Source organism: uncultured Sutterella sp. (genome assembly GCF_937923675.1).
Taxonomy (GTDB): Bacteria; Pseudomonadota; Gammaproteobacteria; order Burkholderiales; family Burkholderiaceae_F; genus Sutterella.
In genome coordinates, this window is record NZ_CALDXB010000100.1 from 1 (window position 1) to 15,411 (window position 15,411).

The 15,411-nt window shown below is 59.1% G+C and carries 16 protein-coding genes and 1 tRNA gene; 4 read left to right on the plus strand and 13 right to left on the minus strand.

Features of this window, described 5'->3' with window-relative positions; translation table 11 throughout:
- Window positions 1-139: 139 nt before the first annotated feature.
- From Q0106_RS11650 to thiM, 5 genes are read right to left on the minus strand one after another with little or no spacing between them, the layout of a single operon-like run.
- On the minus strand, window positions 140-1,600 hold the full coding sequence (locus Q0106_RS11650; protein WP_297613191.1) for a GTPase domain-containing protein: 1,461 nt from the start codon (window positions 1,598-1,600) through the stop codon (window positions 140-142).
- A 51-nt stretch (window positions 1,601-1,651) separates the two neighbouring features.
- On the minus strand, window positions 1,652-3,040 hold the full coding sequence (locus Q0106_RS11655) for a DUF2868 domain-containing protein (RefSeq protein WP_297613192.1): 1,389 nt from the start codon (window positions 3,038-3,040) through the stop codon (window positions 1,652-1,654).
- A 52-nt stretch (window positions 3,041-3,092) separates the two neighbouring features.
- Entirely contained in the window at window positions 3,093-4,754 is a 1,662-nt protein-coding gene (locus Q0106_RS11660; RefSeq protein WP_297613193.1) for a phosphoethanolamine transferase, read from the minus strand.
- Complete coding sequence (thiE, locus tag Q0106_RS11665; protein ID WP_297613194.1) at window positions 4,751-5,392, minus strand: thiamine phosphate synthase; 642 nt, start codon at window positions 5,390-5,392, stop codon at window positions 4,751-4,753. Before thiE ends, Q0106_RS11660 begins: the two co-directional genes overlap by 4 nt.
- Entirely contained in the window at window positions 5,392-6,192 is an 801-nt protein-coding gene (gene thiM, locus Q0106_RS11670; RefSeq protein WP_297613195.1) for a hydroxyethylthiazole kinase, read from the minus strand. Before thiM ends, thiE begins: the two co-directional genes overlap by 1 nt.
- Before the next feature lie 142 nt (window positions 6,193-6,334).
- Between thiM and lgt the strand changes: the two genes are divergently transcribed.
- Entirely contained in the window at window positions 6,335-7,135 is an 801-nt protein-coding gene (gene lgt, locus Q0106_RS11675) for a prolipoprotein diacylglyceryl transferase (RefSeq protein ID WP_297613196.1), read from the plus strand.
- A 75-nt stretch (window positions 7,136-7,210) separates the two neighbouring features.
- Here the strand turns inward: lgt and Q0106_RS11680 are convergent, their stop codons facing one another.
- From Q0106_RS11680 to bamE, 5 genes are all read right to left on the minus strand, one after another.
- A complete protein-coding gene (locus tag Q0106_RS11680) occupies window positions 7,211-8,026 on the minus strand; it encodes a sulfite exporter TauE/SafE family protein (RefSeq protein WP_152158414.1) in 816 nt (271 codons plus the stop codon).
- A gap of 51 nt (window positions 8,027-8,077) precedes the next feature.
- Window positions 8,078-8,584, minus strand: coding sequence for an EVE domain-containing protein (locus Q0106_RS11685; protein ID WP_297613200.1), 507 nt, complete (start codon window positions 8,582-8,584; stop codon window positions 8,078-8,080).
- A 339-nt stretch (window positions 8,585-8,923) separates the two neighbouring features.
- Window positions 8,924-9,319, minus strand: a complete 396-nt coding sequence (locus tag Q0106_RS11690; RefSeq protein WP_297613202.1) for a cell division protein ZapA — start codon at window positions 9,317-9,319, stop codon at window positions 8,924-8,926.
- A 21-nt stretch (window positions 9,320-9,340) separates the two neighbouring features.
- Window positions 9,341-9,544: a hypothetical protein gene (locus Q0106_RS11695; protein ID WP_226960224.1), complete on the minus strand. Its 204-nt coding sequence runs from the start codon at window positions 9,542-9,544 to the stop codon at window positions 9,341-9,343.
- Complete coding sequence (bamE, locus tag Q0106_RS11700) at window positions 9,480-10,049, minus strand: outer membrane protein assembly factor BamE (RefSeq protein WP_297613204.1); 570 nt, start codon at window positions 10,047-10,049, stop codon at window positions 9,480-9,482. The genes Q0106_RS11695 and bamE overlap by 65 nt, the downstream gene beginning before the upstream one ends.
- A 114-nt stretch (window positions 10,050-10,163) precedes the next feature.
- Between bamE and fur the strand changes: the two genes are divergently transcribed.
- Entirely contained in the window at window positions 10,164-10,622 is a 459-nt protein-coding gene (gene fur, locus Q0106_RS11705; RefSeq protein WP_174857863.1) for a ferric iron uptake transcriptional regulator, read from the plus strand.
- Between the two features lie 126 nt (window positions 10,623-10,748).
- Here fur and Q0106_RS11710 read toward each other — a convergent pair.
- The 3 genes from Q0106_RS11710 to Q0106_RS11720 all read right to left on the minus strand — a co-directional run bounded on the left by Q0106_RS11710 (window position 10,749) and on the right by Q0106_RS11720 (window position 12,159).
- Window positions 10,749-10,823 (minus strand) — tRNA-Val (locus Q0106_RS11710).
- An 89-nt stretch (window positions 10,824-10,912) separates the two neighbouring features.
- Window positions 10,913-11,386: a ribonuclease HI gene (rnhA, locus tag Q0106_RS11715; RefSeq protein ID WP_295488966.1), complete on the minus strand. Its 474-nt coding sequence runs from the start codon at window positions 11,384-11,386 to the stop codon at window positions 10,913-10,915.
- Window positions 11,386-12,159 (minus strand): class I SAM-dependent methyltransferase, encoded by a 774-nt coding sequence (locus Q0106_RS11720; RefSeq protein ID WP_297613206.1) that lies wholly within the window; start codon window positions 12,157-12,159, stop codon window positions 11,386-11,388. Before Q0106_RS11720 ends, rnhA begins: the two co-directional genes overlap by 1 nt.
- Before the next feature lie 206 nt (window positions 12,160-12,365).
- Here Q0106_RS11720 and Q0106_RS11725 point away from each other — a divergent pair, with 206 nt between their 5' ends.
- Both Q0106_RS11725 and fabI read left to right on the plus strand, forming a co-directional pair.
- Window positions 12,366-14,417 (plus strand): LysM peptidoglycan-binding domain-containing protein, encoded by a 2,052-nt coding sequence (locus tag Q0106_RS11725; protein ID WP_297613208.1) that lies wholly within the window; start codon window positions 12,366-12,368, stop codon window positions 14,415-14,417.
- A gap of 135 nt (window positions 14,418-14,552) precedes the next feature.
- Window positions 14,553-15,344, plus strand: a complete 792-nt coding sequence (gene fabI / locus Q0106_RS11730; protein WP_152158420.1) for an enoyl-ACP reductase FabI — start codon at window positions 14,553-14,555, stop codon at window positions 15,342-15,344.
- Window positions 15,345-15,411 lie beyond the last annotated feature (67 nt).

Here is a 15,411-nt window from a genome sequence, read left to right on the forward strand (position 1 = left end):
GAAAATTGCAAAGAGAAGCACTCATTAACTTTTCGGATTCTGCGATCGCCCTGTTGTTGCACTCAGTCTTCATTTATGAATATAAGGGTTAGTTTTAATTTTTAATTGTGATGAGAGGAAAGGCGCGACAGTTTTATTTTTATTCCGGCGGATAAAGTTTTTCGAATACGCTTTTTAAGGTGCTGTCTATTTTCTTCGTGAGTTCGCTGACGCCAATATCAGGCGAATTTTTGCGAATATCCGCAAGCGGTATTTTTTCCTGAGCGATTGCGTCGCTTACCGCTTTTTTCCAGAATTCGGGAGATTCACTTTCCTCCCAGTCGCCGCGTCCGCGGCCGAAATGCGCTACGGCGAGATAAAGCAGGATGGTTTCGAGGAGAAAGCCGTTAACGGCCTGACTGCTCCAAGTGAGATCCGCACCAGCCTTCTGGCGCGTCAGATTGTAGGCATGCGCTGCGCCGATGCCGCTCACTGCACCGATGAGACCGCCCACAAGCGTTCCGAGTCCGAGGGTCAGCCCTGCTGATGACAGGTCCACCGCCAGACCGGCGGCAGCGGCGGATGCCGCTCCGATGCCCGTGCCGATGGCGGCTGCGCTCTGAGGATCCATGGAATAAACCGCGAGGTCCCAGTCGGTCTTCATGCGCCTGAAGATTTCCTTTGAGACGCCGGAGCCGTGAAGCCCGTTGATTTCAATGAGCCTCGCCGTGAGGGAGCAGAAGCTGTCAGCCGCCTGCGAGGCGAGCGCCGCCTGAGCATCGGCTACGGCATTGTGTTCATCCTTAAAGAAGCCGAAGCGCTGTCCCATCGTAATGGCGCGTTCCTTGAGGCTCGGCGCTTCAAGCGGCATGTGCGCTGCAAGGGCATGCCAGATATGACGCGCCATGGCGTCGACTGAGCTCGCATACGCGGCCTGACGGCTTCGTCTCCAGACGGACTGAAGCGTTCTGTAGGCAGAGCGCTGATCCTGAGGGAGCGCGTCGCCGATTGCATTGAAGAGCATCTCTTCCTGAATCCAGCAGCGTGCAAAAGCGTCCATAGGCAGAACGGTTTTGACGAAGGGATAGTCTGAGAGTGCTTTTTTCCAGATGGTGAGTTCAGCTTTCTCGGCTTCAGGCTCCCGGGGCTTTCCCATCTGGTTGAGGAGCACGATGACGGGCTTCCCGATCCAGGAGAGAATCTTCATTTCGGCCGCGATGTAGGGAGCGCGGTCGGGAAGCTCGGCGATATTGACGAGATAGAGAACGACGCTTGAGATATCCCGGATATGGCGAACTGCTTTCTGATCCAGCCAGAAGGATTTGTTGGCAAAGCGGTCCCAGACTTCGGAAAGAAGCCATCCGATAGGGTTGCTGCGTCCCTCAAGCCGGCGTGCGAGCGCTACGGAGTTCCCGAACCCCGGCGTATCCCAGAGAACCAGTTCGCTCCCGTCCGGGCCGCGTGCAAGGACGTAGTCGGACGTGGATTCCGTCACGTGCGCCCGATCTGCCACTTCGCCAACGTCGCGCATCAGCAGCGTGCGAGCGAGCGTTGTCTTGCCGATGTTGGTATGGCTCACAAGGCTCAGATGAATGCGCAGAGGATCCGGAGAAAAAGACATGTCGTGTCAAAAGAAGGAACGCTGTTCTCAATCTTTCATTATCCCGCGGCTTTACGCTGCCGGGGCAAGCCCGGTAATGCGAAGCGGCACACCCATTTCGGAAGCGAAATGCTCCCAGAGCGCCCGGCGGGACTGCAATCTTTCAGGAGTGTCTGAAAAGCGTGCGGAGAGCTGAGAGAAGTCGAGGCTGAGCTCTACGTCGGGCGTTCGGAGCGTGAGCGCGTGGATTAATGCCCCATGAACCTCGCTTTCGGGGGTTGCAGCCGGGTCAAGTACGAGCAGGACCCGGTCGCCGGCGGCGATGTCTGCATCCGCAAGGGCAGCAAAGTCCGGAGCTTCCCAGGGATTGACGACCAGTTTGCGGAAAGGACCGTCTATTTCTGGACGCTCCCTGTCGGCAGCGTCGGCAACGATAAAGGTTCTGACCGCCCGCGCCTTCCCTTCCTCCTGCAGGCGGTTGAGTTCGCCGGCGTCAAACGGAACCCGAAGATGTTTCTCTTCCTTTCCCGCCCGCCAGAGACAGGCTGCGGCAAAAACCGTACGGGGAAGAATAATGAGAATGAAGAGGCTCCAGATCATGCGGGCGAGCCAGTCCGCGCCCGGAGCACCGCCTCCGGCAGTCAGATTCATGGCGCTCAGAGCCTCTTCTCCGGGAAGCGCAGAGATTCCGGGGAGGAACGAGGGAAGCCATCCATAAAGGACATTCAGAATCGTCGCGATGATATCCGGGCGGTCTGCGAACCAAGTGCTTTCCCAGCCTGCACTGTAGGCGGTGCCGATGCCGCGCACGAGGAGGCTGACTGCAAGTCCCACGCCGAAGGCGAGCGCCGCAAGGTGGAGCACGGCCCGGAAGCGCCAGGCGAGCTCCGGAACCCTGAGCGGCATCCAGCATTTCAAAAATTCGCCCGCATAAGGCTTCGTCCGGATTCGGAATCGGGGAAGAGCGGAGAGGCTCCTCGCCGCTGCGAAGGAAAGTCCCGAATCCATGCTCCCGGCCCGGAAGAATGAGACGAGCGCAATCAGCATGACGACAGCGTTCCAGAGAAGAATGCCGAGGTACGGGGGCGAGAGCAGATTGAGGGTCGCCCCCGAGCTTGTGAGCTGGTCGGCGACAGCGCCGGTGAAGAAGCCGAGAAAGATGACGACGCTTGCCGCGCCTTTGAGCGCAAGCGCGGGAGCCGAAGGGAGACGCGGCACTTTAATCCCGGGGTCTTCATTCCTCGCTCGGGAAATGAGAAGCCTCGCGCGCGTAAGAAGAAAAGCCTCCGCAGGCGCTTCGTCGCCCGCAACAGAGCGTGCGTCGCGCGAAAGCGCTCTCAGCTTCTCCTCAGACCATTTGTCCCTGGAAGTCGATTCGAGCGCCCGGGCAAAAAGAATGGTTTCGGCATCCTCAGGTGTAAGGCGGAGAATCCTGACGGATGAAGCGGACGACTCGGACATTGCAGTGGACCTGGGATAAATAGGACTGTCGTTCGATTGTATAGGCGAGTCGCTACTTTTCCGAGGGCGGCAGTTCCGGGTCATGAGCAGAGATTGCTGGGCGACGCCAGCGGTAATCCCTCGAAGCAAAGTTTTCTGCTGGACTTTCCCGCAGCCAGTGAATGCCGGCGAGCGAAAGGAGGAGCGGACTCAGACCATCCGCGCGGAACGGACGATTTGCTGCCATATGCGGTGCATCATCCGACGACCAGAAAAGAAGCGGAATGCGAAAGCCGGAGGGCGTCTGGGTTGAATGACCGGCTCGGTTGATGAAGTCCCCGGTTTCCTGTCCATGGTCGGAAAGAAAGAGCCAGTCGGTCGGGGTGCCGGTGAGAAGAGCGTTCTCCCGGGTGGTTGTCAGAAGCTGGTAAAGCACCTCGTCCTGGTAGCGCATGGCGGCATCGTATTGATTTCGGGAAATGATGACCCAGGGATAGCGTCCGAGCGTTTTAAGGTGCTTTGAAATCTGGTCGTCGCCCCAGTCGGGAGCAAAGGCTGCAGGGTAGCGCAAGGCATAGTGCGGATGAGCGCCGATCAAGTGGACGACGATGAGTTTTTTCGGGGCGGGATCCTGGAGCGCGGCGGCAAAGGGCGCGAGGACGCTTCCGTCGAGCGAAACGCTCGTGCGCCCGCTCATGCGGTTTAAAAAGACAGGCTTATCCGCCCATCCTGCATACCGGGTGTTGATTGCGATGTCATCCTGATTGCTGATCCAGTGAATTCTCCAGCCGGCAGCATGGAAGAAGGCAAAAAGATTGCCGGAGTCCATCCCGTCTCTGAGTACGCCGGATTCTCTTAACGCAATGCCGCTTTCTTCGAGCGGGAAGGTGAACATGGAGTGGAAAGCGCCGACCGTCGCGGCATCAACGGACCAGGCACCTGAAAAGACTTGAAGACGACGATCGGAATGCGCAAAGGCTTTGAGCTTCGGCGTGGTGCTGCGTGCGTAGCCGTAAAGGCTCCAGTTGGTGCGCGTCGTGCTTTCGCCGATGACGAGCACCAGCGTGCGCGGAGCGGTCTCAGCGCGCGTAATGAGTCCCTCTGCAAGCGAAAGCTCCTTCGTTCTTTCTCGTTTTGCGTTCATCCATTCGCTCTGAAGCGTGCTGACTGCCTCCTGCCAATGGGGCCAGAACCAGAGGGGATAGTGGGATCGCCAGGAAGACTTGGCAAAACTCAGAATGGCGGCAGTCGTCAGAAGGAGAAGCAGAATTCGCCAGCCGATCCTAAGCGAGCGCCGCGCCATCGGTTCTCCGGTACGGCAGCGAAGAAGCAGAAAAACGCTGAGCGCGCAGACGCAGGCGGCAAGGCCGCCCCAGAGAAGGATTTCGCTCCAGAGCGTTTTGGCGAATTCGAGGGCTTCCTGAGAACTGGTGTTGGCGACGGCTTCGAGAACGAAGGTCGACATCGGCTCGGCCGTATAGACGCGTCTTAGAAAAAGGCGGACGCCGGCATCTGCTGAGGCAAGAATGATGCCTGATGAGGCAAGGAGGAGCGCCGGCTTCTCCAGGCGGCTCCCCAGCGCGGCAAGTCTGATGCCGATAAAGGGAAAGATGAAGACGGTGAGCTGAAGGCCGCGCTTAAAGTCCCCGGTTGCAAGATAAAGGAGCGCGACGAGAAGAATCAGGGCGAGGACGGCGAGAGCGGTTCGCCCTGAAGGAGAGAAAAGCGCTTTCAATGCCGGATTCCGCTGCGGAAAGCCTGAAGGAGATTCCGGGAGGCAAGCTCGACATCGGGCTGGCCGCAGATGGCGGAAATGACGGCAATGCCGTCAGCACCCGCCGCGCCGACTTCCGGGGCATTTTCCTTCGTGATGCCCCCGATCGCAACGCAGGGATGCTGAGCATGAGCGACAACCTCATGAAGCCCGGCGATGCCAATGGCGGCTCCTGCGTCTGCTTTTGACCGGGTGGCAAAGACCGGTCCAACGCCGTAGTAGTCAACGAGTTCGGGGGCCGTGCCGCGAAGCTCCTTGAGATTCCCGGCAGAAAGCCCGAGGATTTTTTCGGGACCGATGAGGCGTCTTGCATCTTCGGCCGAGAGATCATCCTGTCCTACATGAAGGCCTTCGGCTCCGGAAGCCAGCATGACGTCCGCATGGTCGTCAATGATGAGCGGGATGCCCCTGGGCGCAAGAAGCGTCCTCAGCGCGCGTGCGGCTTCCGTCATGCGGCGCTTTTTCCACTGGGGCGCACGAAGCTGCACGATCGTGACGCCGCCCGAAATCGCAGCGCGGGCGGTTTCCATCAGGCCGCCCGAACGTTCGCTTTGGTCAGGGTCGAGAACAAGGTAGAGGCTCAGATCAAAGCGCGGCATCAGAGCGATTCTCCGAGAAAGTCCTGAGGCTGAATGCTGTATAGAGCATCGAGGTATTCGTCGTGGAAGCTCCCCGGTCCCTTTGCATTCTTCCCGGCAATGAAGGCGGCGCGCTTTGCAAGCGCACAGGCGGAAATTGCTGCCGTGACGGGATCCTTTTCGGCGGCGCAGAAGGCGGCCGTGAGCGCAGAAAGCGAACAGCCGGTGCCGACGACGAGCGTGGTCATGACGTTTCCGCCTGAGACGGAAAGGACGCGTTCGCCGTCTGTTGCGTAGTCGGTTTCACCCGTCACGCAGACGACGGACCCTGTGCTTCGGGCGAGCTCCACCGCGGCATTGACGGCGCTCGCGCTGGAGTCCGTACTGTCGACGCCTTTGCCTCCTTTGCCGGCTCCCGCAAGGGCAAGAATTTCGCTCGCATTTCCGCGGATCACCGTTGGGTGAAGGGCCATCAGCTTTCTGATTTCACCGTCGCGCCAGGGAATAACGCCTGCAGCCACCGGATCGAGCACCCAGGGCACGTGTTTTTCCCGGGCGGCTTTGGCAGAAAGCTGCATGCTTTTCAATCGCTCGGGCACGGGGGTGCCGACATTGACGAGGAGCGCTCCGGCGATGCCGGCGAAATAGGGCGCTTCCTCTTCGGCCACGACCATCGCCGGCGAGGCGCCGGCGGCAAGAAGAACGTTCGCCGTAATTTCCTGCACGACGTCGTTTGTGAGGCAGTGAACGAGCGGGCGAAGCCGACGAAGTTTGTCAAGCGCCTCAGAAGCGGCGCGCGGGGAAAGCGGAGTGATCTGCATCTTCGTAAACAAGTAAAAGCCCGGGGCTTAACGGAGTGAACAGTATCACACGAGAGAAGCCGGAGAGACGCTTGCAGAACGAGGCGGTCAGGTCTTTAGAATGACGCTCTCCGTCTCAACTGCTCTCCAGTGAGTTTTTCAGATGCTGATTCATCCGCAGTTCGACCCCATCGCGATTTCCGTCGGCCCGCTTGCCGTGCATTGGTACGGGCTGATGTATCTCCTCGGGTTCCTTGCCTTCTGGCTTCTGGGCCGCCGCCGGGCGGATGATCCCTGGCGCGGCATTACGCGCGACGACGTTGAGAACCTCCTCTTCTGGGGCGTTTTCGGCGTGGTTCTCGGCGGCCGGCTGGGCTACTGTCTTTTTTATCAGCCGGACTACTATCTCTCGCACCCTCTTGACGTCGTCAAAATGTGGCAGGGCGGCATGAGCGCGCACGGCGGCCTGATCGGGGTCCTCATCGTGATGGGGATTTACGGGCGCGTGCGAGGCATGGGCTTCTGGCGCGTGGCGGACTTTGTCGCTCCGCTCGTGCCGATCGGGCTCTTTTTCGGGCGCATCGGAAACTTCATCAACGGCGAGCTCTGGGGGCGGCCGGCTGCTCCAGATCTCCCCTGGGCCATGATCTTCCCGCAGGCTGAGGACGGCGGCATTCCGCGCCATCCGTCGCAGCTCTATGAAGCCGGCCTCGAAGGTCTTGCGCTTTTCCTTTTGCTCTGGATTTATTCCAGAAAGCCCCGGCCGCTTGCCCGGACCGGCGCACTCTTTGCGATCGGCTACAGCGTTGCGCGATTCGCGTGCGAATTTTTCCGCGAGCCCGATGCTTTCCTGGGCCTTCAGGCGCTCGGCCTTTCACGGGGCCAGTGGCTCACGCTCCCTCTTCTCATCTGCGGCATTGCGGTGTGGGTATGGGCGGGCCGCAGAAGCAAAACAGCGTCCTGACAGAGGTCCGCGATCAATAAAAAAGGGTGCATCCGAAACCGGAGCACCCTTTTTTCGACCTGTGGAGGAGCTCAATCAGAGCGAGCTGATGGCCTTCCAGAGCATGTAGGAGGCGAGCACGAAGAGCATGCAGGCAAAAATGCGCTTCAGAGGCTTCGTGTCGGTCGCATGCGCGACCTTGGCGCCGAGGGGCGCGAAGAAAATGCTCGTTGCGGCGACGCAGATGAGCGCGGGGAGATGAATGTAGCCGAGCGTGTAGGGCCAGCCCGGAAGCCCCGTCAGGCCCCAGCCGCTGATGATGTAGCCGATGGTGCCGGCGAATGCGATCGGGAAGCCGAAGGCGGCGGAAGTGCCCACGGCGTTATGCATCTTGACGTTGCACCACGTCATGAAGGGGACGGAAATAAAGCCGCCGCCCGCACCCACGAGCGCAGAGATCACGCCGATCACGGTGCCGGCGCCGAACATGCCGGCAGTCCCCGGAAGATGACGCGAGGGCGTGGGCTTGGTGTTGAGGAACATCTTCGCGGCGGAGAAGTAGACGAAGACCGCAAAAATCATCGCGACCCAGAAGGTCGGGAGCGCGCCGGAAATCTGGGCGCCCAGGAGCCCGCCCACCAGGATGCCGGGGGCCATTGCAAAGACGACGTTCCAGAGAACGGCGCCGCGCTTCGCGTGCGCGCGCACGGAGGAAAGCGACGTGAAGAGAATCGTGCCCATTGAGGTGGCAATGGCCACGTGAACAATGTGTTCAATGGGGATGCCTGCATAGGCAAGGAGCAGCGTGAGGAACGGCGTCAGAACCATGCCTCCGCCGATTCCGAGAAGGCCGGCGAGAAAGCCCGTGCAGCAGCCGAGGGCGGCTAAGGCAAGAATGATCTGTATGGACATGGGAGGATCCTTCGAGGGTAAAGGTCTTGAAGCGTCAGTACGTTGTAGTTTTTAAAGGGACGCAAGGTTTTCGGCGATGAAGCAGAACTCTCGTTTCGTCACCGGGGTGATTGAGAGCCGGTTGCCGCGCCTCAATATCACCATTTCGGAGAGTTCCGGGTGCGTGCGCAGTTCAGCAATCGGGATAACAGGAATCTTAACGAGTCCTTCCACATCCACGGCTACCCACCTGGGGGAAGCAGACGTACTTTTGGGATCAAAGTACTCGCTTGATTCGTCGAATTGACAGGCGTCAGGGTAGGGGCCCGAGGCGATCCGGGCAATGCCGGCGATCCCGGGATTGGGGCAGCTCGAGTGGTAAAAGAGCACGGCATCTCCGGGCTTCATGGCGTCGCGCATGAAGTTTCTTGCCTGATAGTTTCTGACGCCGAACCATGAAACCTTATGGTCCGGTGCGGACAGCGCATCGTCGATGGAGCATTCGCCGGGTTCGCTTTTCATGAGCCAGAAGTTTCCGGCCTGCCTGATGAGCGCTTCAACGTTCTCTTTTGCGGACATTTTCTGCTCTTGGGAAAGCAGAAAGGGCAGCCTCAGAAAAGACTGCCCTTTCTCGAAAAAGGATGCCTGCTGCGGGGCGGGGCTACGTATCCTGAACCGAGAGTTCAGGGCGGTCGGCTCCGGAGCGGAACGGGCTGGACACGGCGTGACCGGCACTCTATCGGCTCTCGAGTAGGCCAACCTATTGCGCATGGCATTGGTTCTAGGTACCTTGGAGCCCTGATGCTTTGCCGCTGCAGGCTTGAAATCATTGTACCTGCTTCGCATCGTCTGTAAAGGGGCGGAAACGTAAAGAACCGTCCTGATGCGAAAGGGCAAAAATGATTCGGAATTTCCTCGTCAGAAAAGCGAGCCGATGGTGCCTATCTTGACGTCGCGGTAGAGCGCATCCTCGCAGAGCCGGCAAAGCGCGCGAATTTCCTTAAGCGCCTCAGCGTCTTCCGACGCCTGAGCGGGCTGCGCTGCCGGAGCCGGCTGAGCGGCGTCGGGTGCGGGAGCAGGCGAGGCTCCCGCACTCCCGTCCTTAGCCTCTTCTTCCCGCTTCTTAGATTCATAGGCGAATTCGAGCGCCGTAAGCACGGCAATCTGATCGTTCGCAATGACGCGGCCCGCCGCGCGGACGGTCTGCATCTGCTCGTCTACCTGACGGGCGCAGTCCTTGAGGAGCTCCTCCTCGCCGCTCGAGACGGCAAGGCGGTAGTCGCGATCAAAAATAGTGACGGTGACTTCAGACATGTCGAGTGACTCCCACAAGCTTCAGGCATTGCCGCCGTCGCGAAGCTGCGACAGAAAAGCGTCAAGCTTGCGCTTCATTTCATGAATCTGCTCGCGGCTGTGCTTCAGTTCCGCATCGCGCGCTTCGAGCTGATTGGCAAGCTGAATGCGCGCGTCGCGCTCACTCTGCAGCCGGTTGATGAGCTGCGTTATCAGGGCTCTGAGCCTCTCGAGTTCCTGTTTCATTGGCATCTGCTGTCGAAGGAGAAGAATTGGGTTGCGCGGGCGGAATGATGGTCTTCGGAGGACGCGGCTCGAAGGAGCGGATGGTTCCGAGAATCAGCTGGTCCGCCTGCTGTTCGTCGGGCATCGGATCGGACGTCCAGTGGTCGACGCGGCGGTCCGCGTTGAAGTAGACGCTCAGACGCCGGATCTGCTCGTCGCCGTCGCCGCGGCGCAGGTAGTAGACATAGTCCCAGCGGCCCTGGTGGAACTGGTCCTGCACCAGCGGAACGCCGAGCAGGAACTGCACCTGCGCGTCCGTCATGCCTTTTTCGAGCTGAAGCGCCATTTCACTCGTGACCAGATTGCCCTGGTGGACATCAGCACGGTAAGGTTTCAGGAAGTAAGGCACGAAGTCAGTCGCGCTTTCCCAGGCACTCGAGACCGTGTCGGTGACCGTGCTGCAGCCCGTAAGGCCGACGGCGCCCGCAAGCGTGGTGCATAAAATGAGGAGATGTCGCTTGAACATAAACCGAATAAAATAAGAATTTCAGGCCGGGTTCTCAAATGAGCCCTGACCCCGTATGATAAAGAACTCAAAGAACTCAGACAGGGTAGCTTTGCCGTGAAGGAAGCAACACAGATGCAGCAGTCCGCCGACTTGAAGACCATGGGTCTCAAGGTTACGGTGCCTCGCCTCAAAATTCTAGATTTATTTCAGAAGCTTTCTGAGTCGCAGGAAGCCGGCAAGCGCCATCTTTCTGCCGAAGAAGTCTACAAGCTTCTCCTGAACGAAAACAGCGATATCGGGCTGGCGACGGTTTACCGCGTGCTTACGCAGTTTGAAAACGCCGGCATTCTCGTTCGCCACGATTTCGACGAGGGCAGAGCCATTTATGAGCTCCAGGAAGGCCGTCACCACGATCATATCGTCTGCGTGCGCTGCGGCAAGGTCGAGGAGTTCGTGGACCCTGAAATCGAAAAGGCGCAGCGGCAGGTCTCGTCCCGCCTTGGGTACGAAATGACCGATCACTCGCTCGTTCTCTACGGCGTCTGCCACGACTGCCGCGAGAAGGAACGCAAGCGCAAGGAAGAAGTCTGAGTTCCTGCGTTTCGTCTGAAACTCAGAAATCCCATGGAAGGAGCGCGCGAGCGCTCCTTCGTCATGTCTGCATCCGGAAAAACAAAAGGCCCGTTCCCATGCGGAAACAGGCCTTCTGAAGAATTCTGGTACGCGGTACTGGGATTGAACCAGTGACCCCTGCCGTGTGAAGGCAGTGCTCTACCCCTGAGCTAACCGCGCATTTGCGAGAAGCGAAATATTACCTGAAGAACGATAGTTTGCAAGGAAAAGTTCTTGAGCATACCGCATTTGCGGTACTTCTCCGGGCGTCAGGAACGCTTGGCCGGTCTTCTGCCGAGCGCGGCTTCAACGCCTAAATTCGCCAGCTGATCGGCTTTTTCATTGCCCGGGTTTCCGGCGTGGCCCTTGACCCATCGCCATTCGATCTGGTGCTGCGAGGCAAGGCGATCGAGCTCCTGCCAGAGCTCGATGTTCTTGATTTCGCCTTTGCTCCCTTTCTTCCATCCACGCCGCTTCCAGTTGTGAATCCACGTTGTGATGCCGTCCTTCACGTAGCTGCTGTCGGTGTGGATGATGATCGGGCAGGGGCGCTTCACGGCAGAGAGCGCGGAGATGACGGCTGTGAGCTCCATCTGATTGTTCGTGGTGAGCTTTGCGCCGTCGTAAAGTTCGAGGCGATGCTCTCCCCAGACGAGGAATGCGCCCCAGCCGCCGACCCCGGGATTGCCCTTGCAGGCGCCGTCGGTCCAGATTTCGAGCACTTTAGGCGAGGAATCAGCCATCAGAGTTTTTTCCCAAGAAGCGTGGAGTGGGTTGTCGAAGATGCCGCAGGCACTCCGGGGGCAGGAATTTTAGCCGGGAGCTTCTGCATTGATTCGCAGCTGACGATGCGGGGGCCGGGAAGGCGCTTCACGGCAGAAAGGAGAAACAGGTTGGAAAACTGCGGCATCCAGCGGTCTCCTGCCTTGTTGAGCCATGACCAGGCATGGAGTCTCTTCAGGCTTCGAAAGCCTGGCGCATAGATGCCGAAGATTCCGCGGTCGACCTCAAGACCCAGGAGCGTAAGCCAGTCCTTGAGGCGATAGAGCGATATCGGCACGAGCTCCGTCGGAAGATAGGGCCTGCAGCCGAGCTTCACGGTCTGCTGCCGCAGCCACCAGAGGCCGAGCGAATTGAAGGCCGTCAGGATGAGCCTGCCTTCGGGTTCCAGGACGCGCACCGCCTCGCGAAGAACCTGCTGCGGATTTTTGGCAAGATCGAGCGTATGGGGAAGCGTTACCAGATCCATGGATTCGCTCTGAATCGGCAGCTGCACAGGATCCGCAACGATCCGGTTGAGCGTGAATTTCGGGTCGCAGAGATCTCCCCGGGGGTCAATCAGCCAGTGCGCCTGCATGCGGTTGGCGGCGAGCGTATCGAGCTGAGGCATGCCGACCTGAAGCGCGCAGGAGCCGAAGACATCTGCCGTCAGCTCGCTGTAGGCGGTTTTCTCCCATTCAAGGAGGAGCTTGCCGGGGGCGGAAAGCAGAAAATCCTGAAAAGTGAGTGCGGGCATCAGAGTAGGCGGGAATAACAATTCGTTGCGTAATTTGGGGTGGTTCCCAGGAATCCTGAGCGGCTTCAGTCGAAGTCCGCATCCATGCAGGCATTAAGATTAATCGCTTATTGACCCGATTTGTTTTTCCTCTCTTTCTTTTCAGCGCCATGCCTTCTGGTTTCTATGCACTTCGCTCATTGACCCTTCTGGGCGCGCTCGTTTCATTGAGTTTTTCGACAGCGGCTGCGACGACGGATGAAACCATTCCTCCCGAGGAAGGTGCGGTGCAGGTAGAGGAGACAGCGAGCGAAGCGGCGCTTTCGCGCGAGTCCGACATCCCGGCGAATGTTTGGGCGCGCATTCGATCGGGTTTCGCCATTCCTAATCTCAATTCCGCTGCGGTGGACCGCTGGACGGACTTTTACGCGAAGGACCCGGATTATGTCCGGCGCATGGCCCTGCGCGCGAGCCGGTACCTCTACAACATTGTCGAGGAAGTGGAGGCAAGGCGCCTTCCGACCGAACTCGCGCTTCTTCCTTTTGTTGAGAGCGCCTTCCAGCCGGAAGCCCTGTCGCGCGCCAAGGCCTCCGGCCTCTGGCAGTTCATGCCGGCAACGGGCAAAAACTACGCGCTTGAACAGAATCTCTGGCGCGACGACCGCCGGGATGTGCTTGAAAGCACCCGTGCGGCGCTTGACTACTTTGAATATCTGCACGGGCTCTTCAACGACTGGCAGCTTGCGCTTGCTGCCTACAACTGGGGCGAAGGGAGCGTGCAGCGCGCTATCTCGCGCGCGAAGCGCCAGAAGAGAGCGACGGATTATGCGCATCTGAGAATGCCCCGGGAAACGGCAAACTATGTGCCGAAGCTCGAAGCCATCAAGCGCATCGTGAGCGACCCGGGCAAATACGGCATTGAACTCCCTGATGTCGGCAACGAACCCTTCTTCGTTCGCGTTACCAAACCCCGCGACATTGATCTCAAGACTGCGGCCGAGCTCGCTGGAATGTCCGAAGAGGATTTCCGGGCGCTGAATCCAAGCTTTAAGCTTCCGGTGATCGTGGCTTCACACAACAACGTGATGCTGCTTCCGGCCGATCGGCTCGACTTTTTCGTGGACAACCTCGCGAGCTGGATGGATTCCGGGCAGCCCCTTTCGCACTGGACGACCTATCGCCTTCGGAGCGGCGAATCGCTTGCCGAAGTGGCCGAACGCTCCGGCATGACGGAGTCTTTCCTGCGCGAAGTGAACGGCATTCCGGAAGGCCGGAAGGTGCTCGAAAATTCGACGCTCCTTGTCCTTGCCGAAGGCGATGAGCAGGCGGATATTTCCGCAGAGGAAGCCGATGCGCGTCTGCGGCTTTCGCCGCTTACGACCTGGCGCCGGGTGACCTACCGCGTGAGAAGCGGCGATACGCTCTCCACCATTGCGCGACGCTGGCACATCACGGTGAAGTCGATTGTGCAGGCCAATCGCCTCCGCTCCGACAGCCTCCGCATCGGCCAGCGCCTTGTCCTCACGGTTCCCAATGTGGCGCGCTCGCCGATTGTTGCCTCCTCGAAAACGTCTTCGAAGAGTCAGGCTTCGGGCGGTCATATTATTTATGCCGTGAGAAGTGGTGATTCACTCTTCAACATCGCCCGCCGCTACGGCGTTTCCGTAGATGACCTCAGAATGACGAACAGGCTTTCCGGGAATACCATTCGTGCCGGTCAGCGCCTGCGCATTCCGAGAACGGGTGAAGCGAACGTGGAGCCTTCGAGCGTGATTTATACGGTTCGCTCAGGAGATACGCTTTCGAACATCGCCGGCCGCTACGGCGTCTCCGCGACGAAGCTTCGCCGCGTGAATCGCCTTTCCTCGTCAAGGCTTCAGGTTGGTCAGCGTCTGGAGATTCCTGAAGGGGATGAGCCGAGAGAACCGCCGAAGCCGGTTACGGCTTCGAGCCCCAGAACAACTGAACACGTCGTGCGCTCCGGCGACACGCTCTCGGGCATTGCCGGCCGCTACGGCACGACCGTTGCCAAGCTTCGGTCCGCAAACGGTCTGCGCTCCAATCGACTTTCCGTCGGCCAGCGCCTCGTGATTCCGGCTACAGCCAGCCGATTGGATGCTCAGAATGACGCATCCGCGGATCGCGTCTACATCGTCCGTTCAGGGGATACGCTTTCGGCGATTGCTGCGGCAAACAACACGTCTGTAGCGGAATTGAGGCGTGTGAACAACCTTCGGAGCAATCGCCTGTCGGTCGGCCAGGAGCTGAAGCTCCCCTGATCGATTGCCGCTCAGTATGGCGAATGTTGTCCTCGTCCGCCTAAAATTGATTGTTTCAAGACTGATCATTCTCCGGCAGAGCATCTTTCTGCCGGAATAAAGTTTCCTAAACAATATTTATCCAAGAGATCCAGCATGGGCTTCCTCACCGGCAAGAAGATTCTGATTACGGGCGTGATTTCCAACCGTTCCATCGCCTACGGCATCGCTCAGGCCTGCCATCGTGAAGGCGCGGAACTTGCCTTCTCCTATTCGGACGAACGCTTCCGTGAGCGTCTCCAGGACTTTGCCGCTGAATTCGGCAGCGACATCGTCCTCCAAATCGATGTGTCGAAGGATGAGCAGATTGACGCCGCTGTAAAGGCGCTTGAAGAAAAGTGGGGCTACCTCGACGGCTTCGTTCACTCGATCGGCTTTGCGCCGCGCGAAGCGATCGCTGGCGACTTCCTTGAAGGCATCTCGCGCGAAGCCTTCCGCGTCGCGATGGACATCTCCGCTTATTCCTATCCCGCCCTTGCGAAGGCGTTCCTTCCCCTCATGAAGGGCCGTCAGGCGTCCATCCTCTCGCTCACCTATCTTGGCGGCGAACGCGTTGTTCCCAACTACAACACGATGGGCCTTGCCAAGGCGGCGCTTGAATCCTCGACCCGCTACCTGGCTGCGAGCCTCGGCCGTGAAGGCATCCGCGCGAACGCCATTTCCGCCGGTCCCATCAAGACGCTTGCCGCCTCCGGCATCAAGGGCTTCTCGAAGCTCCTCCATGTGATGGAAAAGACGGCGCCTCTCGGCCGTACGGTGACGATTCAGGAAGTCGGCAACACGGCTGCCTTCCTGCTTTCGGATCTCTCGAGCGGCATTACGGGCGACATCGTCTACGTTGACGCAGGCTTCCACGCTGTGGCCGTGGGCGTCGTTGACGAAGAGTAATTGAGCGGCTGAAAGCGCTTCATTCGCTGACAGAGGAAGGCTCCGGAGCAATTCTCTGGGGCCTTTC

What these genes read in the sequence shown, in the direction of transcription:
- lgt (WP_297613196.1), top strand. Translation starts at nt 6,335, where the DNA reads ATGCTGATTCATCCGCAGTTCGACCCCATCGCGATTTCCGTCGGCCCG.
- Q0106_RS11690 (WP_297613202.1), bottom strand. Translation starts at nt 9,319, where the DNA reads ATGTCTGAAGTCACCGTCACTATTTTTGATCGCGACTACCGCCTTGCC.
- Q0106_RS11680 (WP_152158414.1), bottom strand. Translation starts at nt 8,026, where the DNA reads ATGTCCATACAGATCATTCTTGCCTTAGCCGCCCTCGGCTGCTGCACG.
- Q0106_RS11720 (WP_297613206.1), bottom strand. Translation starts at nt 12,159, where the DNA reads ATGCCCGCACTCACTTTTCAGGATTTTCTGCTTTCCGCCCCCGGCAAG.
- Q0106_RS11655 (WP_297613192.1), bottom strand. Translation starts at nt 3,040, where the DNA reads ATGTCCGAGTCGTCCGCTTCATCCGTCAGGATTCTCCGCCTTACACCT.
- bamE (WP_297613204.1), bottom strand. Translation starts at nt 10,049, where the DNA reads ATGTTCAAGCGACATCTCCTCATTTTATGCACCACGCTTGCGGGCGCC.
- Q0106_RS11695 (WP_226960224.1), bottom strand. Translation starts at nt 9,544, where the DNA reads ATGAAACAGGAACTCGAGAGGCTCAGAGCCCTGATAACGCAGCTCATC.
- Q0106_RS11650 (WP_297613191.1), bottom strand. Translation starts at nt 1,600, where the DNA reads ATGTCTTTTTCTCCGGATCCTCTGCGCATTCATCTGAGCCTTGTGAGC.
- thiM (WP_297613195.1), bottom strand. Translation starts at nt 6,192, where the DNA reads ATGCAGATCACTCCGCTTTCCCCGCGCGCCGCTTCTGAGGCGCTTGAC.
- Q0106_RS11685 (WP_297613200.1), bottom strand. Translation starts at nt 8,584, where the DNA reads ATGTCCGCAAAAGAGAACGTTGAAGCGCTCATCAGGCAGGCCGGAAAC.
- fur (WP_174857863.1), top strand. Translation starts at nt 10,164, where the DNA reads ATGCAGCAGTCCGCCGACTTGAAGACCATGGGTCTCAAGGTTACGGTG.
- fabI (WP_152158420.1), top strand. Translation starts at nt 14,553, where the DNA reads ATGGGCTTCCTCACCGGCAAGAAGATTCTGATTACGGGCGTGATTTCC.
- rnhA (WP_295488966.1), bottom strand. Translation starts at nt 11,386, where the DNA reads ATGGCTGATTCCTCGCCTAAAGTGCTCGAAATCTGGACCGACGGCGCC.
- thiE (WP_297613194.1), bottom strand. Translation starts at nt 5,392, where the DNA reads ATGCCGCGCTTTGATCTGAGCCTCTACCTTGTTCTCGACCCTGACCAA.